General features: G+C 51.4%; 20 protein-coding genes and 1 pseudogene. 15 read left to right on the forward strand and 6 right to left on the reverse strand.

Going from position 1 to position 21,232, the window contains the following annotated elements; translation table 11 throughout:
* The first annotated feature begins 5 nt into the window (after nt 1-5).
* A complete protein-coding gene (locus BN3277_RS05900; RefSeq protein WP_059041358.1) occupies nt 6-911 on the forward strand; it encodes a helix-turn-helix domain-containing protein in 906 nt (301 codons plus the stop codon).
* 36 nt (nt 912-947) lie between these two features.
* Here BN3277_RS05900 and BN3277_RS05905 read toward each other — a convergent pair.
* The 3 genes and pseudogenes from BN3277_RS05905 to BN3277_RS05915 form a co-directional block, all read right to left on the reverse strand.
* Nucleotides 948-1,727: pseudogene (locus tag BN3277_RS05905) on the reverse strand (DUF817 domain-containing protein).
* Between the two features lie 37 nt (nt 1,728-1,764).
* Nucleotides 1,765-1,977, reverse strand: a complete 213-nt coding sequence (locus BN3277_RS05910; RefSeq protein ID WP_059041359.1) for a helix-turn-helix domain-containing protein — start codon at nt 1,975-1,977, stop codon at nt 1,765-1,767.
* Between the two features lie 14 nt (nt 1,978-1,991).
* Nucleotides 1,992-2,474 carry a DUF2975 domain-containing protein gene (locus BN3277_RS05915; protein WP_059041360.1) on the reverse strand — a complete coding sequence of 161 codons (483 nt, stop codon included), beginning with the start codon at nt 2,472-2,474 and terminating at the stop codon, nt 1,992-1,994.
* Nucleotides 2,475-2,809: 335 nt separating this feature from the next.
* Between BN3277_RS05915 and BN3277_RS05920 the strand changes: the two genes are divergently transcribed.
* A complete protein-coding gene (locus BN3277_RS05920; protein ID WP_059041361.1) occupies nt 2,810-4,321 on the forward strand; it encodes a malate:quinone oxidoreductase in 1,512 nt (503 codons plus the stop codon).
* Between the two features lie 58 nt (nt 4,322-4,379).
* Here the strand turns inward: BN3277_RS05920 and BN3277_RS05925 are convergent, their stop codons facing one another.
* Nucleotides 4,380-4,655, reverse strand: coding sequence for a hypothetical protein (locus tag BN3277_RS05925; protein ID WP_059041362.1), 276 nt, complete (start codon nt 4,653-4,655; stop codon nt 4,380-4,382).
* 164 nt (nt 4,656-4,819) lie between these two features.
* Here BN3277_RS05925 and BN3277_RS05930 point away from each other — a divergent pair, with 164 nt between their 5' ends.
* Entirely contained in the window at nt 4,820-5,434 is a 615-nt protein-coding gene (locus BN3277_RS05930) for a MerR family DNA-binding transcriptional regulator (RefSeq protein WP_059041363.1), read from the forward strand.
* Nucleotides 5,435-5,492: 58 nt separating this feature from the next.
* On the opposite strand, the gene BN3277_RS05935 is transcribed toward BN3277_RS05930, so the two are convergent.
* Complete coding sequence (locus BN3277_RS05935; protein WP_059041364.1) at nt 5,493-5,942, reverse strand: MarR family winged helix-turn-helix transcriptional regulator; 450 nt, start codon at nt 5,940-5,942, stop codon at nt 5,493-5,495.
* Nucleotides 5,943-6,118: 176 nt separating this feature from the next.
* On the opposite strand from BN3277_RS05935, the gene BN3277_RS05940 reads away from it, so the two are divergent.
* Entirely contained in the window at nt 6,119-6,955 is an 837-nt protein-coding gene (locus BN3277_RS05940; protein WP_059041365.1) for an alpha/beta fold hydrolase, read from the forward strand.
* Between the two features lie 53 nt (nt 6,956-7,008).
* On the opposite strand, the gene BN3277_RS05945 is transcribed toward BN3277_RS05940, so the two are convergent.
* The gene (locus BN3277_RS05945; protein WP_059041366.1) at nt 7,009-8,298 is read right to left on the reverse strand and encodes an NCS2 family permease; all 1,290 of its coding nucleotides are present in this window, start codon (nt 8,296-8,298) and stop codon (nt 7,009-7,011) included.
* A gap of 204 nt (nt 8,299-8,502) precedes the next feature.
* On the opposite strand from BN3277_RS05945, the gene BN3277_RS05950 reads away from it, so the two are divergent.
* The 11 genes from BN3277_RS05950 to BN3277_RS06000 all read left to right on the forward strand — a co-directional run bounded on the left by BN3277_RS05950 (nt 8,503) and on the right by BN3277_RS06000 (nt 21,203).
* Nucleotides 8,503-10,218, forward strand: a complete 1,716-nt coding sequence (locus BN3277_RS05950) for a WG repeat-containing protein (RefSeq protein ID WP_059041367.1) — start codon at nt 8,503-8,505, stop codon at nt 10,216-10,218.
* 78 nt (nt 10,219-10,296) lie between these two features.
* On the forward strand, nt 10,297-12,312 hold the full coding sequence (locus BN3277_RS05955; RefSeq protein ID WP_059041368.1) for a sialidase family protein: 2,016 nt from the start codon (nt 10,297-10,299) through the stop codon (nt 12,310-12,312).
* A 149-nt stretch (nt 12,313-12,461) separates the two neighbouring features.
* A complete protein-coding gene (locus tag BN3277_RS05960; protein WP_059041369.1) occupies nt 12,462-14,063 on the forward strand; it encodes a gamma-glutamyltransferase family protein in 1,602 nt (533 codons plus the stop codon).
* Nucleotides 14,064-14,085: 22 nt separating this feature from the next.
* Complete coding sequence (gene sfsA, locus BN3277_RS05965) at nt 14,086-14,580, forward strand: DNA/RNA nuclease SfsA (protein ID WP_232436342.1); 495 nt, start codon at nt 14,086-14,088, stop codon at nt 14,578-14,580.
* Nucleotides 14,581-14,692: 112 nt separating this feature from the next.
* Complete coding sequence (locus tag BN3277_RS05970; RefSeq protein WP_059041370.1) at nt 14,693-15,550, forward strand: carbon-nitrogen hydrolase family protein; 858 nt, start codon at nt 14,693-14,695, stop codon at nt 15,548-15,550.
* A gap of 39 nt (nt 15,551-15,589) precedes the next feature.
* Nucleotides 15,590-16,270: a GNAT family N-acetyltransferase gene (locus tag BN3277_RS05975; protein WP_059041371.1), complete on the forward strand. Its 681-nt coding sequence runs from the start codon at nt 15,590-15,592 to the stop codon at nt 16,268-16,270.
* A gap of 31 nt (nt 16,271-16,301) precedes the next feature.
* On the forward strand, nt 16,302-17,057 hold the full coding sequence (locus BN3277_RS05980) for an SPASM domain-containing protein (RefSeq protein ID WP_148500984.1): 756 nt from the start codon (nt 16,302-16,304) through the stop codon (nt 17,055-17,057).
* Between the two features lie 14 nt (nt 17,058-17,071).
* On the forward strand, nt 17,072-18,145 hold the full coding sequence (locus BN3277_RS24975) for a glycosyltransferase family 2 protein (protein WP_157688694.1): 1,074 nt from the start codon (nt 17,072-17,074) through the stop codon (nt 18,143-18,145).
* Between the two features lie 17 nt (nt 18,146-18,162).
* A complete protein-coding gene (locus BN3277_RS05990; RefSeq protein WP_059041373.1) occupies nt 18,163-19,098 on the forward strand; it encodes a DUF1848 domain-containing protein in 936 nt (311 codons plus the stop codon).
* Between the two features lie 17 nt (nt 19,099-19,115).
* Nucleotides 19,116-20,387, forward strand: coding sequence for an MFS transporter (locus BN3277_RS05995; protein ID WP_059041374.1), 1,272 nt, complete (start codon nt 19,116-19,118; stop codon nt 20,385-20,387).
* Between the two features lie 144 nt (nt 20,388-20,531).
* A complete protein-coding gene (locus BN3277_RS06000) occupies nt 20,532-21,203 on the forward strand; it encodes a GNAT family N-acetyltransferase (protein WP_059041375.1) in 672 nt (223 codons plus the stop codon).
* Nucleotides 21,204-21,232: the final 29 nt, after the last annotated feature.

Consider the following 21,232-nt stretch of genomic DNA (forward strand, 5'->3'; position numbering starts at 1 on the left):
CTTCCATGTACGAATGGAATGAGACGGTTCAACGGATGGTGGACTGGGTGGAGTCCCATCTCACGGAAGACACGTCTCTCTTGGAGATGTCGGGGGCGTTGGGCTATTCCCCGTATTATTGCTCGAGACAGTTTAACCAATATACAGGGATGACCTTGCGGGATTATAGCTGGATGCGCAGAATCAGCCGTGCCGCCATGGAGCTCCGCGACACGGATCAGCGGGTTCTGGATATCGCCGTCAAGTATGGGTTTTCCTCGCAGGAAGCTTTTACAAGAGCGTTCGTAAAGGCATTTCAGCTCACCCCTGCGGCTTACCGAAAGGCGCCGAGGCCGATTCCCTTAGCGATTCGTCAGGAAGTGTTCTCCCCTTATCATTATGGGATCAAGGAGCGGGATCACATGGGCGAAAATCATTTGCAAGCGGCCGAAATCAAGGTCGAATTTATTCCGGCCCACAAGTTTATCGGGATCTGGGATTTGGCGGTCACCAACTACGGGGATTTCTGGGGGAACGGCCACTCGTGCGACGAAATAAGCGGTACGCTGGAGAGTATGTCGAACCACACGCTGGAGGGTCAGTTGGGACAGACGGCGGGATGGTTTTACCGGAACGGGCAAAAAGGATACTTATACGGTATCCCGGTTCCGCTGGATTATGACGGGCCGATTCCGGAGGGCATGGAGTGCCGGGAGATCCCGGCGTCGGAATACCTGGTGTTCTTCCATCCGCCTTTTGACTACCTCAAAGACAACGGAGCGGTGATGAGTGCGGTGGAGGAGGTTGCTTGGAGCTTTGACCCTGGCCGTCTGGGATATGAATGGGATGAGGAGCTGAAGCAGGACTATCAACGGCATTACCCGGAAGGTTACGGCTATGCGGTGTTGCGGCCGGTAAAGAAGAAGAGTTAGATGAGAACAGCCATCCTGGAAGGATGGCTGTTTCATTTATTTCCGCTGCCCCTTCACCCGCTTCAGCGCGGCGACGATCAGGAAGCTGATGATGACGAGCAGAAGCCAGGAGCTGATCTTGCCGAGATGGACAAGATGCCAGCCGTCGGATTAGTTCGGGTACCGCCAGGCGCTGAAGAACGTGGCCACATTTTCCGCGACCCAGATAAAGAAGCCGATCAGCACAAAGGAGAGGGATAACGGCATTCGGTAGGGCTTACCGCCGACCTCATAGGTAACCCAGGTCCGCCAGAAGACGATCAGCACCAGCGCCGACAACCACCACCGCACATCAATCCAATAATGATGGGTGAAGAAATTCAGGTAAATGGAGGCGGCCAACGGGACGACCAGCCAAAGCGGAGGAAAGCGTACCAGATTGACGTTCAGGCGCCGCCAGGCTTGGCAGAGATAGCTGGCCACGCTCGCATACATAAACCCGCTGTAGAGCGGTACACCGTTCACCTTCGTCCAGCCTTCCTCAGGATACGCCCAAGACCCCATGTGGACCTTAAACATCTCCAGCGCCAAGCCGATCAAGTGGAAGACCGTGATGACCTTCAGTTCGTCGCGGGTTTCCAGACCAGATCGCACCATCCAGACCTGCATGGCAAGGCAGATCAGCAGCAGCCAATCATACCGGGGCAAGAAGGGAAGAGGGAGCCACTGCGTCAAGGCCAGCGAAGCAAAAATCACCACCGGGAACACACAGGATAACGCTTGCTGCCAGCCAAATCGCACCAACTGCCGCAGAGCTTGCTCGAAGCGCGCCCCCATGGGCAAATCCCCTTTGCGAAGAAGTGACGGACTTGGGCTACTCTTCATCGCTGCGGTACTCCATAATATCCCCGGGTTGGCAATCCAGCGCCTTGCAAATCGCCTCCAGGGTGGAGAAGCGAATCGCTTTGGCCTTCCCGTTCTTCAAGATAGACAGGTTCGCCATCGTGATGCCGACCTTCTCCGACAGCTCAGTGACGCTCATTTTCCGTTTTGCCAGCATAACGTCAAGGTTGATAATTACGGGCATGGGATTCCTTCACCTCAGATCGTTAAATCGTTTTCCGATTTGATGTCGATAGCATTTCTTAACAGCCTTTGAAGCACCGCCGCAAACACGGCGATGACGAGGGAAGCGAAACAGATGACCAGCCCAAGCGCAGCGAGCCCCGGAGCATCGTCCTTCTCCGCAATGATCAACAGAATCGGCAAAATGACCGCATACAGGATGCTTATGGCGATGGCACAGTTTCGAATGCTCTTCAAAGCCTTCACCGAAGCTTCGGAGAAGGCGGTATTCTTGTCGATATAACTCAATAGCTTCAGCGTCTGGTACAGCGCATAGAAGAACGGAATCGCCGAAGCATACATCGCAATCAGCAGGGTCAGGTAGATGAACGGCGGATAATATTCCACCAATTCCTTGGCAATCACGGGGACTCCAAGCGCGCATACGGCAAGAATCGCGATACCCAACAGGAAAACGACGCCCCTTAAGAAAAGGGTAGAGCCTTGTTCTCGTTTCATAACCAAATAGCACCTCGCGTAGGATTAGTGTTGAAGCTAATTTAACATGTTTTTTATCGATAATCAATAAATATTTATTAATAAATGAGATGTATGTATCGAATAAGAATAAGTTCAGCGGGAAAACCCGATAAGTTCTTTTTGGATGGCTTAAAAAAATCAATTATTAATATCTAAGAAATAAATATTTCAATCCCTCACTATTGTTGTTACACTTGAAACAAAGCTATTTTTACGGAAAAGGTGTGGGCCAGCTCGTCTCGAAGCTTGTAGCGAGGACAAACCGAGAGCGCTTACATCCTTTCAGCAAAATAAGGTCATAAGGGACGGTAAACATGAATCACGGACAAACAAGTACAGATGTTATTTTGATTGGTGCCGGAATTATGAGTGCGACGTTGGGGACCCTGCTGAAAGAATTGGCGCCGGACTGGAACATCAAGGTGTTTGAACAACTTGCCCGGGCAGGGGAGGAGAGCTCAAACGAGTGGAATAATGCGGGGACCGGTCATGCTGCTTTGTGCGAACTCAATTATACAACCGAGCGGCCGGACGGAACCGTCGATATTAGCAAAGCGATTAAGGTAAACGAACAGTTTCAGGTGTCGAGGCAGTTCTGGGCCTACCTGGTCCAGCGTCAACTGATCCGAAATCCTCAGGATTTTATCATGCCGTTGCCTCATATGAGCTATGTGCGCGGGGAGCAGAACGTCGAATTTCTGAGAAGACGGTACGAAGCCCTGTCCGCTCATCCGCTCTTCCAAGGCATGGAGTTCTCCCAAGATCCGGGGAAACTGAAGGAATGGGTGCCTCTGATGATGAAGGAACGGAAAGCCGAGGAGCCGATCGCGGCAACGAAGATCGATTCGGGGACGGACGTGAACTTCGGTACCTTAACGCGGATGCTGCTGGATCATTTAAAGGAAAAGGACGTGGACATCCGTTACAAGCATAGCGTGAAGAAGTTGAAACGGACGTCGGACGGGTTGTGGGAACTACAAGTGAAGGATTTGAGCAGCGGCGTCACCACGCGGCATACGGCCAAGTTTGTTTTCATCGGTGCCGGCGGCGGGAGCTTGCACCTGCTGCAGAAATCCGGCATCCCGGAAGGTAAGCGGATCGGCGGCTTCCCGGTCAGCGGATTATTTATGGTGTGCAACAATCCCGAGGTTGTCCGGCAGCATCATGCCAAGGTCTACGGCAAAGCTTCGGTTGGGGCTCCGCCGATGTCCGTTCCGCATCTGGACACCCGGTTTATCGACAACCAAAAGGCGCTGCTGTTTGGGCCGTTTGCGGGCTTTTCGCCGAAGTTCCTGAAGACCGGCTCGATGTTTGATCTCATCACTTCCGTTAAGCCGCATAACCTTCTCACTATGCTGGCCGCCGGCGTGAAGGAGATGTCGTTAACGAAGTATCTGGTTCAGCAGTTGATGTTGTCCAAGGAACAACGGATGGAGGAACTGCGGGATTTCGTTCCGGGCGCCAAGAGCGAGGATTGGGAACTGGTCGTTGCCGGCCAGCGCGTTCAGGTTATCAAGGATACGGTGGAAGGCGGCAAAGGCACACTGCAATTTGGTACCGAGGTAGTCAGCGCTGCCGACGGCTCGATTGCCGCCCTGCTGGGAGCTTCCCCGGGGGCTTCGACCGCGGTCCACGTCATGCTGGAGGTCATCGAGAAGTGCTTCCCGCAGCAGATCGAAGCCTGGAAGCCCAAGATCAAAGAGATGATCCCATCGTATGGCGTATCGCTGAGCGAACATCCGGAGCTGTTCCGTACCCTTCATTTGGCAACGGCGCAGACCCTTGGATTGTCGGAAACAAATCATCAAGCGGTTTCGGTATCATAATCTATATTTTGCGTAAAAGAGAGCTAAGCCGGCGTAAACCCGGCTTAGCTCTTTTGGTTTATTTGAGTAAGTTCGCGGCGAGCCAAGGCTTGATCAGAGGAAGTACGGTTTCGGGCAGCATCGCTTTCGTGTGGTCCATCCCGCTCCCCGGTAAGATGACCACATCCCAGCCGAGCTGTTGTAAGGCTTGTTTATGCTTACTCAAAACCCCTGCGATATCGACGGTTACGCTCCCAAAGTTCTCTCCGTACACGATTCGGTCGGCTTCGCCAGCGAAGGTCAGCCTAGGAATGGTTAATTTGTCGTGTACCGTAGTATCGTGATCTGCTTCCATTGATTCATTTAGATTGCTCCTCTCCTCTTTGTTATCTTCAGCATATAACATTCATGCAATCTTTCGGTTTTGTGCCGGGAATCCCCGATGATATAGTAGTTTTAACGATAATAAGTTAACGATGCACTTGAAGGTTTTACTTTAAGCATGGAGGAGGTGGCCGTATGGAAGAGTCCTATACACCTGCACAAATTGCGGAGCAGTTGAACGTAAGCACAACTACGTTAAGAAGATATGAGGAACAAGGGTTAATCCCGGAGGTCTTGAGAACGGACAGCAACCATAGAATCTATACGAAGGTGCATTACCAAGCCTTTATCGCGATCCGGTCCTTGTTAGCCGGTTATGAGATCCCTCTCGTCTATGAAGCTATGCGAAAAATCAGACAGGGTAACGTCACAGAAGCCCTATGGCTGATCAATCATCAGCTGTACCGCGTTCAGGAAGAGAAACAGCGGGTAGAAGAGTTGTTAACGAGGGTTCGACAAGCGGATTTCCGTACGTATAAGAACCGGAAGCTGACCGACGCAATGACGATCGGGAAGGTGGCGGAGCTGGCTGGGGTGAATCCCTCGGCGATTCGGCACTGGGAGAAGGAGGGGCTGATCACCTCGACCCGGCACCCGGTAAGCGGGTATCGCATCTATTCGGTGCCCGAATTGCGGAAGATCCTGGTGATCAGCAGTTTGCGCAAAACGATTTATTACATTGAGAACCTGAGAGAGCTTTTGCAGGAAACCAGAAGCTCACGATCCAGTATCAAGGAATCGCCGAGCTGATGGCCTATATTCAATGTCTCGGTTAAAAAAAGCTTCCAGGAGAGCGGTTACGCCCCGTTTATTTCTTCGACGAGGCATTCACCTGCTCAAGCAGTTGGAGAATGGTCTCATTCAGCCGGTTTAACTCCTCAGATTCCATGTCCGAAGCGGCAAGCAGCGACTGCGGAACGCAGGTGGCTTTCTCTTGCAGCGCTTTGCCCTTCGAGGTAATCAACACATTCACCACGCGTTCATCTGCGGAGTCACGGTGTCTTTCAAGGAGACCGGCGGCTTCCATCCGCTTCAACAACGGCGTTAAGGTGCCGGTGTCCAGATCCAAAGCTTCCCCGAGCTCTTTAATGGTGCTCTTCTCCTTTTCCCACAAGGTAACCAAGACCAGATACTGCGGATAGGTCAACTCCAGCTCATCTAAATACGGGCGATACAGCCGCAGAATGGCCCGGGAGCAGGCGTACAGCGAGAAACAAAGATGTTCCCCTAGCTTCAAGTTTTGCTCATTCGTTTCCATGATGCACCTCGATTAGCTTTAGTGTAGGATGTACCCTCATCATAGCAGATGCGCAAAAAAGAAACTATATTTTTCGAAATTTAATTGTTGACAATATTGTTGAAGACGGGTAAGATGTGAACATAAACATTGTGCACAATATAATTTTAAGAAACTTAAACGTGGAGGGATTACAAATGGCAAAAGTATTGGTTGGTCAAGAGAATGGGATTCCGGTAGAGCTTCATTATGAGGATGTAGGATCAGGGAAACCGGTGATTTTGATTCACGGTTGGCCGCTGAGCGGAAGATCGTGGGAGAAGCAGGTGCCCGCGTTGGTGGAGGCCGGCTACCGGGTGATTACGTATGATCGCCGCGGGTTTGGTCAATCGTCGCAGCCTTGGAACGGCTATGATTACGATACGCTAGCTGCCGATCTACATCAGTTGATCCTGCATTTGGGCTTACGTGATGTTACCTTGGTTGGATTCTCGATGGGCGGCGGGGAAGTGGCCCGATATATTGGCAACTACGGAACGCAGCGAGTAAGCAAAGCGGTTCTGGCTGGCGCGGTTCCGCCGTATCTGTACAAAACAAAGGATAACCCGGAGGGCGGGCTCGACGATGCGGCCATCAGAGGGTTCCAGGAGGGCGTGCTTACGGATCGTCTGGCTTTCCTCGATGACTTCACGACGAACTTCTTCCGGGCGGGAGATCGAACGGATCTGGTGAGTGAACCATTCCGTTTGTATAACCGCGATATTGCGGCTTTTGCTTCCCCGAAAGGGACGCTGGACTGCATCGCAGCCTTCAGCTACACGGATTTCCGAGGGGATCTGGCTAAGTTTAACCTTCCCACGTTAATCCTGCATGGCGATTCGGATGCCATCGTACCGGTAGAAGTCAGCGGATTAAGATCCCATCAACAGATTCCCGGCAGCCAATTGGTGGTTATCAAGGGTGGTCCGCATGGCTTTAATGTGACCCACGCCGATCAGTTTAATGCGGCATTGGTGAGATTTTTGCGGGGATAATCATGATTAAAAAAGTCGATCAGGACGAGAATCCTGATCGACTTTTTTTCGTTTTATAAAACCGACTGCAGCAGGAAATTCGCCAGGAACAGGAACGAGATGACGAACATGGAAATCGACAGCTGTTCCCGCTTCTTCGAAAACATCTTAAGCAGCGGATAGGCGATAAAGCCAAAAGCGATACCGTCAACAATGCTATACGTTAAGGGAATCATCAGGATCACAAGAAACGCAGGGAACGCTTCAGAAAAATCGCTAAAATCGATCTTCGTGATATTCGTCAGCATCAGTCCGCCAATGATGATCAAGATCGGGGCGATGGCGGCGTCCGGGATGATTTTGATCAAGGGCATAAAGAACAGCGAGCCCAGGAACAACAACCCGGTCGTCACCGAAGTGAGCCCGGTTCTTCCGCCTGCGGTAATGCCGGCCGCGGTCTCGACTGTAGAGACGGTTGGGCTGGTGCCCAACAGGCCACAGGCCACGGCGGAAATCGAGACGGCTTTCATCGATTTCCCGTTCTTCTCCGGAGCTTGCAGCATGCCGTTTACTTGGGAATGGACGAGCCCGATATTTTCGAACACCAGGACCAGGACCAACGAGAAGCAACCCGTCAAGAACGGAATGCTGGCCATATGGCGGAAGTCTGCGCTCATCCAGACGTCACCGTAGCTGCGGAACGAAATCGGCTCCGAAGCGAAAGAGCCTAAATCAACAATTCCGAACAACCAGGCCACCAGCGTCCCCAAAATGATGCTGATGAGAAAATTCCCGGGAACCTTCTTCAAGAACAGAAATAACGTAAGGACCAGATTGATAATCGAAGCTAGAACCAGCGGGGCCGATAAGTCGCCAAGCGCCACAAAGTGGCTGGTGTTGCCGGTGACAATGCCGCTCTTCTGCAATCCGATAAAGGCGATAAACAGGCCGATTCCCACGGTGATGGATTCCTTTAGGGAAGCCGGAATGGCTCTGGAAATCAGGGAGGACAAGCCCGTAAAGGCGACCACCACAAACAGGACGCCCGCCAGCACCGTTGCGCCCAAGGCTTCTTGGTAGCTGAGTCCCATCGAACCTACGATCGTATAAGTGAACAAGGCGTTGATCCCCATGCCGGGGACGAGAATCAAGGGCGCGTTCGCCACAAACGCGACCAGTAAACAGCCGACAAGCGAAGACAACACGGTGGCCAAAATCCCGGCCTCCAGCGGTATTCCTGCATCCTTCAGGATGTTGGCGTTGACGGCGATAATGTACACGATGGAGAAGAACGAGGTTAATCCTGCGACGAGTTCTCTTCTCACATTGGTTTGGTGTTGCTTAAGCTTAAATACTCCTTTCATGATTCAATCACACTTTCAAAATATCCCTCTCCCACCCGCATCAAACGAAGTGAAATTCCTTCCGCTCGTTTATGCCAGAGGCTATTATACCACGGTTTGTGATGGATTGCCTTTTACAAGTTGTTCCTTGGTAAAGTATCGACAAAATGTGACATCTGATGGTATCATTATCCACTAACAACAGGACTCAAGGGGGAGAGTAGGATGAAAGTACTAAAGCTAGTTTGGATTCCCGTTATCGCAGTCTTAATTAGTTTGCCGAATCTGGTCTTGACGGAATCGGCGGCTGCCGACAATGCCGGGCACTTGTATGAGCAGGAGGAAATATCCTCCGAAGTCGTATTCGGATGTGCGCGGGGAGGTTATTACATTGACCGTTACGTGTATTCCGACGGCTATTCGGTCTCCGTGGAGAACGAGCGCTTTGGTTTTATCGATCAGGCAGGGGATTCTGTAATTCCTCATACCTATGCTTACGCCCGGAACTTCTCCGAAGGGTTGGCTGCGGTGCAAAGTGCAGATACCCAAAAGTGGGGGTACATCAATAAGCAAGGCGAAGTCGTTATCCCGCTTGCCTATAGCCGGGCGGAGCCGTTTACCTATGGGCTTGGCGCTGTAAAGGATTCCAAAACCGGAAAATGGGGATTTGTCGATTTGAAAGGCAACGTAGTTATTCCTTTTACATATGAAGATGTCAATCTGTTTGCCTATGGGACGACGGAAGCGCAGAAGAACGGGCTCTGGGGCGTAATCGATACCTCAGGTAAAACGGTCCTCCCCTTTAAATTCACGGAGGCCCCTGTATTTGGGGATTGTGTGAAGAGTCCTTACCCGGGTGAGTTTTTGACATTCCGGCTCATTGACAACGCAGCCCATACGAATACCGTAAGTATGTTCAGCAAACGCGAGAAGAAGCTCATAGTGCAAGGTGCGGACAGCATCCTGAACCCTGAAGATGGCTTGATCCGTGTGGAGCGGAACAATAAGTTCGGCTATGTAGATTTGTCGGGCAACGTGGTGATTCCACTGAAGTATGATCAACTGGAGCCTTTCTCTGAGGGATTGGCTTTAGCGGGCATCATTGACCTCAAAGCTGGATATCCGAAATACGGCTATATCAATCGGGAAGGGAAAACCGTTATCCCCTTGATTTATGGGCGGGGTGAGGATTTCTCGGAGGGTCTGGCCGCCGTAGGGGTTAAATTCCTCGATGCCCTAGGACTATGGGAAATGAAGCTAATCGATCCTGCCGGACGTACGATCAAAGGCGGTTTGAATTATATCAGCATTACGAAATTCCTGAACGGGAAAGCGGTTGTCGATCGCCTTGACCCTATCACAAAGTTAAATAAATACGGATTGATCAACAAATCCGGGCAGATCGTAACGCCGTTGGAATACGACCAGTATGATATCGCCGTAGACCCGGAGACGGGGAAAGAAGATTGGGTCTTAACCAAGAACGAGCCTTCCGCAACTACTGATACCGGATATCAACCGGTTCCATCGGGGATGATCGACTCGCATGGGAACGTGATCGAATTCGCTCAATCTCCCGCGCCGGAACCACAGGTTGGCGTTCGGTTGAATGGGGAACGCATTACCCTGCAGCCAGCGGCGAAGGTTATCAAAGGCAGCACGTTTATTCCGCTTCGCGGCGTCTTGGAGAAGATGGGGGCCAAGGTTCAATTCAACTCAGCGGATCAATCCATCGACATTACGCAGGGAAGCACTACGATCCATTTGAAAATCAATAGCAAGTCGGTGAAGGTTAACGGCAAGGCCGTCCAGCTGTCGACTGCTCCATTTGTGGACAAGCGCTCCAGCTCTACATATGTACCGCTGCGCTTTATCAGCGAAGCGCTTGGCGCGAAGGTATCCTGGGTTGCCGAAGAGAACCTAGCGGAGATCGAGTCTTAAGTCCCGTTAAAAAAATAGGACCAATTTACCGATAACAAATTGTGTCAACATCATGACTTTTTACATCAGGAGGAGAACATGAAGAGAAAAAGCACGTTAGCATGGGTTGTCTGTCTGTCGTTGGTTTTATCGTTTTGGGTTCAGCCGGGGTCTCGGGTTGAGGCATCGGACGCGTATCCAACGATCGATTCGATTACGCTCCAGGAATCGCCGATCTCAATGGGCGAGGGCTGGACGCTGAACACGACCTTTAGCTCGAATGCGCCATATTCCATGATTCAAGGGAAAAACAACGAGTACTTGGCTGTGGGCCCGTATGGCACGGTCATGAAGTCAGCAAACGGCGTCAATTGGGCGGCCTTGTCCAAGTTTGGCAACTATCATTTGACCGCGGTTGCTTGGGACGGATCGAAGTATGTGATGTTCGGCAATAACACCGAATATGCGATGAACCTTTACAGCAGACCTGCCGAAGGGTTTATCTCCACGGACGGGTTGACCTGGACGAAAATTGACTTTGATCCGGGCGAGACCATCTATCAATTGGAGTGGGGGCAGGCCGGGTTTGTTGCTGTGGGGCAGAAGCATATTTTCTATTCGAAGGACGGGGAGAACTGGAGTACCTCGCGTTCTCTGTTTAACGATTATGGAGCAGACATCCTGCGAGTGGTGAACGGAAATTACTTCATCTCCAGCAGATACGATAGTCAGTTTGTGCTTGTCTCCAAAGACGGGCAGAATTGGTCTGCCAAAACGTATAACGCATCCGCTGCGATTCAGGATCTAATCTGGACTGGGAAGCATTACCTCGGTGTGGGCAACGGCATTTACACGTCCGCCGACGGAGTCAACTGGACGAAACAGGCGAAATCGCCCACAGGCATCGAGTTAAAGACCATCGTCAAGGGTCACAACATGTACATCGTAACCGGCGCTTCGGCAACCACCGAAGGGATCGATAAGAACGTCGCTTACACGTCGAAGGATGGGGCTACGTGGACCAAAGTGGATTTGTCCTCCTTGCAGGCGAATATCTATACGCTGTATCCGGTGAAAAGCGGATTTGCCGGCATCGCGTCAAATAATATGCAGGGGCATGCCGACGGAACGTATTCGATTTATACCACGGACGGCAAAACCTGGAGTTATCGGCTGATCGGCACTTCGCTCGGCGGCGATTTTAACGCGATTGCCACCAACGGGAAGCGAACCGTAGCTGTTGGGTTATCCGGCAGTGTGGTCTATACGGATGACGGGAAAACGTGGAGAAGCAGCAATCCGTTCTCCTATAAATCGAAGATCGGCAGAGCCCACTTGTTTGATGTCGTCTGGGGCGGGAATAAATTCGTGGCCGCCGGCAACGGCGGGATATACTACTCCGCAGACGGGTCCAGTTGGAAGCAAGCCAAGGTGCCGTTTAGCGACCAGTACGGCGGATTACGTAACATCCTGTGGACCGGCAAGTTTTATGTTGCTTCCGATCAGGTGTATGGCGTGTACACCTCTAAGGACGGTTTAACCTGGAAACGTGTGGCCAGCGTCAGCAACAATTGGCTGACCTCGATGGTTTATGACGGTAAACGGCTGGTTGCCGCTTTCCGGGTTCACAATTACAATACCGGGGTCGGAACAACGAAAATCATGCAAACGACGGACGGCACGAATTGGAAGCTGCTGAAGACGTTGGATATGGATGAAGCCTTCCTGGCCTGGACGAGCAGTGGCTACGTCGCCATAAATCAATATAATCCATCCAAGGTGTGGGTGTCGAAGGACGGCTCCAACTGGTCGAAGAAGTCGACGAATTTGACGGCCTCACAAAATATCCATTTCCTGACTACGATGGACGGCCAGTTTTTCGCGATGAGCCAAGTCCATGAAGAGTCCGGAGAGGATGTGACCTATTCCGATCGCTACATCGTCTCCAAGGACGGGGTGAATTGGCAGAGCTATTCGCTTCCGGATAAGCATCCGGGCGTGAATATTTTTGGCACGGAAACGATGGAGGATGGGATCAAGGCACACGGCAAATATATCTTTGTCGGTACGTACGGGGAGATTATGACTACGGACCAGCTGGCGAGCTCCAAGTAAAACGGAAAGAGGAAAGGATGGGCGTGAGGGAAACCCGTATGCTCATCCTTTTTTTGCCTATTCCTGTGTAAAATGTCATGTTATTATACGACAAAGAACCCTTGCATCTAGACGCTTCTGCTTAACCCTAAGTCGAAGGAGTGAGGTCAATGGATTACTTGCATCACCCGTTTCCGTCCAAGCGTTACACGGTATTCGCTAAAAAAGGGATGGTAGCTACCTCTCAGCCGCTGGCGGCACAAGCCGGGCTGGAGCTGCTGCAGCAAGGAGGGAACGCCATTGACGCCGCGATTGCGGCTGCAGCGGCGCTGACGGTCGTGGAGCCGACCTCCAATGGGATTGGCGGAGATGCGTTTGCTCTCGTCTGGACGAAAGGGAAGCTCCACGGTTTAAACGCGTCCGGACCGGCGCCGTCCTTGCTGACAGCCGAGGCGGTCAAGCGGCTTGGGCATGAGCGCATGCCCAAGCTGGGGCTGGTGCCGATTACGGTGCCCGGGGCTCCGGCGGCTTGGGCGGAGCTAGCCGGGAAGTTCGGCAGACTCCCCTTGACGGAGAGCTTGAAGCCGGCGATTCGCTACGCCGAGGAAGGGTACCCGCTGACGCCGATCCTCGGCAAGAGTTGGTCGCGGGCGTACCCGGCGTACCGCAAACAAGAGGGGCCGGAGTTCGAAGCCTGGTTCCAAACCTTTGCCCCGCAGGGCCGGGCTCCCGAAATCGGCGAAATATGGAGCTCGAAGGGGCATGCGGAGAGCCTGCGCCGGATTGCCGACAGCGGGGCGCGGGATTTTTACGAGGGGGAGCTGGCTCGGCGTATCAACGACTTTATGGTGGAGCAGGGCGGCTTTTTAAGACAAACCGATCTGTCAACGTACCAGCCGGAATGGGTAAAGCCGATATCGGCGAATTACCGGGGTTATGAGGTTTGGGAGATTCCGCCAAACGGGCAGGGGATGGTGGCCTTAATGGCCTTGAATATCTATGAGCAGCTGGAGCAGCCCGAGTGGCTCACGGCAGATACGGTTCATCGCCAAATCGAGGCGTTAAAGCTTGCGTTTACGGATGGCCAGGCCTGGATTACCGAACCGACGGATATGCCGGTCACGATTGAATATCTGTTGTCCAGGGAGTACGCCGCCTTACGCGCCCAACAAATCTGCGAGACGGCGCTTGATCCAAGACCTCTCGACCTGCCGCAGGGCGGAACCGTCTATTTAGCAACGGCCGACGAAGAGGGAAATATGGTGTCCTATATTCAAAGCAACTACATGGGCTTTGGCTCCGGGATCGTCATCCCGGGGACGGGAATCAGCCTGCAAAACCGCGGGGCCGATTTCTCCTTGGATGAACGACACCCGAATTACCTGAAGCCGGGGAAACGGACGTATCACACAATCATTCCCGGGTTCGTGACAAAAGATGGAGCGGCCGTGGGCCCGTTTGGAGTGATGGGCGGCTACATGCAGCCGCAAGGCCATATGCAGGTCATTATGAATACAGTTGATCATCGGCTGAATCCCCAAGCCGTGTTGGATGTTCCCCGATGGCAATGGGTTGGCGGTAAGAAGGTGCAGGTGGAGGCGGAATTCCCCGGCGAGTTGGTCGAGGCGCTTCGCCAGAAGGGGCATGAGATCGAAGTGATGCCGGATGGCGGGAGCTTTGGGCGCGGGCAAATCATTTGGCGGGATCCGCAAACCGGCGTATTGGCCGGCGGTACGGAATCCCGAACGGACGGCACGATCGCGGCATGGTAAAACATAAGGAAGTGACTATTCCTTGATCGCGGCGGCTAAGGACGGAGGCTGGGTAAACGTGGATTCGCAAGCTCCCAACCCGGTGGCGTTTGAGGCGCTGAAGGCGGGGCAACTCGCGGAGATCGGAGAGGTCAACTTCGTGAAGCGAGAAGTGACTTACGGGGATTCCCGGTTCGATCTCTACTATGAAAAAGACGAGGAACGTGGGTTCATCGAGGTCAAAGGCGTCACACTCGAGCAGGGCGGTATCGCCATGTTCCCGGATGCGCCAACGGAGCGGGGAACCAAACATGTGCTGGAACTGGCTAAGGCGGTTCAAGGGGGGTATACCGGGACCGTGCTATTTGTGGTGCAGATGAAGGGGTGTCGCGGGTTTACGCCTTACCGCGACATGGATCCGGCCCTTGCAGACGCCTTGGAAGAAGCCTCCCGCCAAGGGGTGCGGATCTTGGCCTATGAAGCGGTTGTGACGGAACAGGAGATCGTGCTGGGGTGCGGCCTCCCGGTTCATCTATGAGAATTGCCTGTCATCCTGCGGCGGAATTGCATTATTCCTGACTTTATGATGAAATTTACGAAGGCGGACATTTCGCCGCCCTCGCAATTTGGGAATAGGAAAGGGGAGCCCCATGAAATTAAGAGTATCCGCTGTCCAATATCATCTGCATACGATTGGCAGCTTTGATGAGTTCGCCCGTCAGGCCGAACATTATATTAAAACCGCGGAGGAGTTCAGCGCCGATTTCGTGCTGTTCCCCGAGTTCTTCACCACGCAGCTCATGTCGATTGGAACGCCGGATGGCAGAGCATTGACCATCCGGGAGCTGCCGGATTTTACAGAGCAATATCGCACGTTGTTTAGCGGATTGGCCCGGCAGACCGGTATGCATATCATCGGCGGGACGCATGTACTGCGCAAGGGCGACCGGTTGTACAACGTAGCTCATCTGTTCTATCCGGATGGGCGGATCGCGGAGCAAGCCAAGCTGCATATTACGCCTACCGAAGTGACGGAATGGAACATGACGCCGGGCGACGGCCTGGAAGTGTTCGAAACCGACAAAGGTAAAATCGCCATGTTGACTTGCTATGACATCGAGTTTCCGGAGATCGTCCGGATGGCGAAGGCGAAGGGAGCGGACGTTATTTTCTGTCCATCCTGCACGGACGATCGCCATGGCTTCCATCGGGTGCGTTACTGCTGCCATGCCAGAGCGGTTGAGAACCAGGTGTACATCGTCACCACGGGTACGGTCGGTTCGCTGCCAACGGTGGATTTTATGCGGGGTAACTTCGGTCAGGCGGCGGTGATCACGCCAAACGATGTTCCGTTCCCGCCGCGCGGCATTCTGGTGGAAGGCGAGATCAACGACGATATGATCGTAACCGCCGATCTGGATTTGGAGCTGCTTTATCAGGTCCGGGAGAAAGGCTCTGTCACCACATGGCGGGATCGTCGGACGGATCTGTACACCGATTGGAACTAAACCAGGCTGAACGCAGGTTGTCCATGGAGGAGAGACGCGATGTATCGGAAAGAATGGTATGTGTTTGATGATCAAGGCCGGCCGGTACCGGCGGTCATTCGGAACTACGAAGAGAAGGATTTTCCGGGGCTGATCCGTATTCAGCAGGAGAGCTTCCCGCCTCCTTTTCCTTCGGAATTATGGTGGAACGAGGAGCAGCTCAGCAACCATGTGCGATTGTTCCCTGAAGGCGCGTTATGCGTGGAAGTCAACGGGGAGCTGGCGGGCTCAATGACCGGGCTCAAGGTCGATTTTGACCCCAACCAGCCGGAGCACGCATGGGCGGACATCACCGATGAAGGGTACATCCGCAACCATCGACCTGACGGGAACACCCTGTACGTCGTGGATATCAGCGTTCGTCCGGCCTACCGGAAATGGGGCCTGGGCAAATGGCTGATGTTGTCCATGTACGAGCTGGTGGTGCAGCAAGGCCTCGAGCGATTGCTGGGCGGCGGCAGAATGCCGGGCTACCACAAGTACGCAGAGGAGATGACGGCGGAGCAATACCTGAACGCGGTGGTGAGCGGTGAGCTGAAGGATCCGGTGATCACCTTCCTGCTTCGTTGCGGCCGTACGCCGGTGACGGTCGTGCGTGATTATCTGGAAGATGAGGAGTCACGGAATTACGCCGCATTGATGGAATGGAGAAACCCGTTTCTCCAGCGCAATTTTAAATAGGAGCTATTCCTGTAATGAATTAATTTGCGGTTTGAACACAAAAAAGCGCCTCCTGGCACAATACCATCCCGCAGCGAAAGTTTCGATTACAACCAACGGTACCTTCCTCACTTCCCAAAATGCGGACAGATTATTAGACAATCCTAATGTATACAGTATTTTAGTTTCGATAGAGTCGCCAAATCCCGATAGATTCAGGTCTATCCGCGGCGGGAATCTGCCGAAAATCATCGATAATATGCTGGGGTTTATGGATAAAAAACAAAAGAGAGGAAGGGCTCGCCCCGTATTGGGTTTTGCCGTTACCTTGCTGAATTCAACATTTCACGAATTTAAGGATATCGTCCGTTTATATCGGCAATTATCGCTTGACGGCGAGTTTACGATTCAATATTTGCAGAATATGGACACCTATACCGAAGCTTACAACGATGGCATGATGAAAGAGATACCTTCGGTCGAAACGATCAAGCAATTTCAGTCGGGATTGGAAAAGGACGCCGAGATTCAAGAGCTTCTTAACGGGATCAAGGTTAGAGGTTTTTTTGACGAACTGTACGATAAGGATTGCGAAGCTAAATGCACATGGCTCAAACAAGGGATTTTTATCAATCACCGGGGTTTTGCCTCGGGATGCTCCTATATAAAAAAAACGGATTATGCTTTTGGGAATGTCGGGCAACAATCCATGGATTATATATTAAACCAGCGAAACGGAGTACTGGAGAAACTTGATCAGGGGACACCGGCCTCTTGTGCGAATTGTCCCGATCTGATGTTATCTTAAGGAGCGCTGCGACCGTGAAAACCAAACCGCTTATAAGCGTCATCATCCCGAGCTATAATCGGGCGCTTTTGTTGCCGAGAGCTATACAATCCGTTTTGAATCAAACGTATTCAAATTGGGAAATGATCATTTCAGATGATGGCAGCAGCGATAATACCTCCGAAATCGTATCGCGTTTTATGGAAATGGACAAGAGAATCAAATTTACAGCTTCTTCCGAGAATTTAGGGGTGAGTTCGGCAAGAAATCGAGGGATTGCCCAAGCCGAAGGAGAGTATATTGCATTCCTGGATTCTGACGATGAGTGGTTAAGCCATCATCTTGAAGAATGCGCCGCGATTTTAACGGAAAATAAGGTCGGGGCGGTTTTGTCTCTGTGGTACGAGGAAAGGCAAAACAAGCGGTTAAAAGTTGACGAACCTTATGAAGGGGAAGATTATTTTCAAAACGCTGTCGATGAGTTGAAGCCGGAGATTCAAGGGAATCGCTACTTCTTTCGGCAACGTTTCTATGAGTATTCTTTGCTGGAATACTTTTATTTCTACCATATTAACACCGCCGTAATTCGAAAAAGTGTAGTTGTACAGGTCGGCGGTTTTAACGAAAGCTTGATGGCTTGTGAGGATACGGAGTTTTTACTGAAGGTGTTTCAAAACAGCGATATTTGCTTTATCAAAGATTACCATTTTATATATCATCATGGTGAAGATAATCTGTACGCTTTTCTTGATCGGCAAAAACTCGATTTGGAACAGCTTGCTCTAAACCGTGAGTTGTTGGATAAATGGACGAAAATTGAATTGTGTAAAATAAGAGTTCGTAATAAAGAGAAGAAAAAGAAGTTCTGGAATAAGAAGGATCCATTTCATCGGCAATGCCTTGACGCGTTAGGGGCAAATATTGCGGAGAAATATTTTACGTTGGGTTACGCAAATAGGTACTTGCATAAACTTAGAGCGCTGAAGTTTTATATTCGCTCCCTGGAATCCGGGCAAAGGGCAGCCAAACTGGTTTATATGGGGAAAATTGTTTTTCCTGGATTATTTGATAAAATTAAAGTTGAACAGCCTAACTTAAATATATGGTGAACCGCAGGTGAGCGAAGTTGATTATTAGCGCCAGCAGAAGAACGGATATCCCGGCCTTTTTCGGAGATTGGTTTATGCGCAGAATTGCCGAAGGGTATTTTCACCGGGTGAATCCGTTTAATTACAAGCAGGTAACGGCCTTTAGCTTATTGCCCGAAGATGTGGACGGCATGGTGTTTTGGACTAAAAATCCCAAGCCGTTCATGAGGCACTTGTCACAATTGGACGATAAAGGCTACATGTACTATTTTCAATACACACTAAATGATTACCCGGAAATTTTTGAGCCTAATTTGCCCCTCGCTGCGAGCCGCGTGGACTATTTCCGTGAGTTAAGCGAGCGGCTTGGGGCAAACCGGGTTATCTGGAGGTACGATCCGATCATCATCAGCAATATCACCCCGGTGGAGTACCATCTTGAACGCCTGGAACGTTTAGCTGGCCAACTGGAAGGGTACACCCATCGATTGGTGATAAGTTTTATGGATTATTACGGGAAAACGGTGGCGAGATTCAATAAACTGCAGCAAAACCATGCGGTATTATGCACCGATATTACTTTGCCCGAATACAGAGAACAACTGGACGAATTTGCCGCGAACATAAGCCGTATTGGAGCCGCTCATGGTATTTCCGTAGAGACTTGCTCGGAAGCCGCCGATTTGGAGCACTGCGGAATTCGTCATGGCAGTTGTATTGATGCCCGGCTCCTCTCGAGCATCATCGGGCGGGAGCTGGACTATGCCAAAGATAAAAATCAGCGGAATACCTGTCTTTGCACCGCAGCGGTAGACGTGGGCGTGTACAATACATGCAAGTTTAACTGTCAGTATTGTTACGCGGTTCAAAGCGAAAACGCCGTAGTCAAAACTTTGCAAAATCATATCATAGACAGCCCGTCTCTAATTTATAAATACAGTGAGGATTTGAAAATTCACAAGAAAAAGAAATAGGCAAAGAAGGTTCCGGCATGTATCATAAATCCTTTTATTATTTATGGAGTACGCAAACCATAGCCAACATGGCCGATTTGTTATATACGCTCGCTTTAACGATATTGGTGCTGGATACTAGCGGCTCGATTATTGTGACTACGTTAATCCCGTTTATCACGGTCATTTCACGTCTGATCAGCGGTTTTTTTGCCCCGCTTTTGATCAACCGATTCAGGTTGCCTGCTTTGTTGTTCATCTCGCAAATGGGGCAGTTTGTTCTTTTCGCTTGCCTGACGGTATATCTATGGTTTGATCAATCCGGGGGACCGAACCTGATTTTTATCCTCATTATTGTTTTGCTTTTATCATTTCTTGACGGCTGGTCTACGCCATCACGCAATGCTTTGGTTCCCCGGTTGGTGGATGACAGCGGATTGATGAAGGCGAATACGCTGATTTCCACCTCCGATCAAATCGTCCAATTTGCCGGCTGGGCGCTTGGCGGGATTTTACTGTCCTTTGCCGGGCCGCTCAACGTTATAGGCGTCGTAGCGGTTTGTTATGGATTAGCCATGACGTTCACCATTTTTGTTACGGATCCAACCGAGACCCCGCGAACCTCCGTATGGAGCCTGAGAAGCAGGCGGAAGCATGACGTTGCCGATTCCTCGGATTGGCAGGCGCTGAAGGAAGGCTGGGTACTCCTCTGGGAATCGAGAAGGCTACGCTCACTGCTGATTATGGATGCCACCGAACAATTTGGAGGGGCGGTTTGGGCCGGTTCCTTTATGCTCGTCTTCGTGATCGATGTCTTAAAACAAGGCGAACGGTGGTGGGGTTATATCAACGCGAGTTATTTTGGCGGGTCGGTATTGGGCGGCATCGTCCTAATTATGTTGGTTAAACGGTTGGAAAATAAAATAGTTGCAGCCTTGCTTTTTGGAACTTTCGGTTACGCGGCAATTACAGCATTGTACGCCGTTAATACCGTGCCTGTCATAGCTCTGCTCATTATGTTTCTGACCGGACCGATGACTGAGATGTCCAATATCTGCAGAAGAACGTTGGCGCAAAGGAGTGTTGACCCGCTGTTGTTGCCCAAAGTGTTTAGTGCGCAGTACACGGTTTTAAGTTTAATTTATGGAATCTCCTTAATGGCAATGAGTATCGTTGCGGATCTCTTTGGCGTGGCGTCGATATATCTGCTGGCGGCTGCGGTTAGCGCAATTGCTGTTGTTGTGGGGTGGACGAACCGCAGAGCGTTTGAACCCGCACCAGCGGCGGAGAATATCCCATTGTCGAATTAATGACCCAAAAAATCCAATAATGCAATGAAGGAATTGCCACAGCCTTTCCGCTTCCCGTAAGGGGGCGGAAAGGCTGTTATTTTAGCTGGAGCCGTATTGGTGGTATATAATATAAAAATACAAAAAAGGAGGCAATGTACCTTTATGGAATACATCCGAATTACGAATATTCAGGATCCTTTATTCAAATCGATGCATCAGCTGATGCAAAACGTGTTCCCGCCGGAAGAAGTGCTGGAATTCGACCTTTGGAAAGAACCGCTGGAAGACCCCGGCATCCGCGTATTCGTTGCGGTGCACGAAGGCCAGGTCGTAGGGGCAACGGAGTATCGCTATTACGAAGATTTCAACGTGGCGATGACCGACTTTACGATTATCGGCCAAGCCGGGCTTGGCATCGGCCGCTTCCTGGCGGATCGCCGGCTGCGCGATTTGCACGCCTTGGCGGAGGAGAACGGGAAGAAGTTGCGCGGGATGTTCGCGGAAATTTACGATCCTTACCGGGTGGAGCATCACGAGTTCGGCGGCGTGAAGCCGATGGATCCGTACGTGCGCCGCGAAGTGTTGTCTCATCTCGGGTATATGCGTCTAGATTTCCCTTACGTACATCCCTCCTGGAACAATGACGGAGAAGCGGTCAGCGGGCTGGACCTCTGCTTCCTGCCGATGGACGGCAGCGACGACAGCCTGGAAACGGCGCTGATCGTGCAATTCCTGCAGCGGTATTACACGGTGCTGCCGAACAAGCCGCAAGCGTGGTATGACATGGTGGAAGGCTTGAAATCGCAGGATCGCGTCAAGCTGCTGCCAATTTAAAGATCTCCCCAAAAAAGGTCGGTCAGGAA

The organism is Paenibacillus rubinfantis (assembly GCF_001486505.1).
Lineage (GTDB): Bacteria > Bacillota > Bacilli > Paenibacillales > Paenibacillaceae > Fontibacillus > Fontibacillus rubinfantis.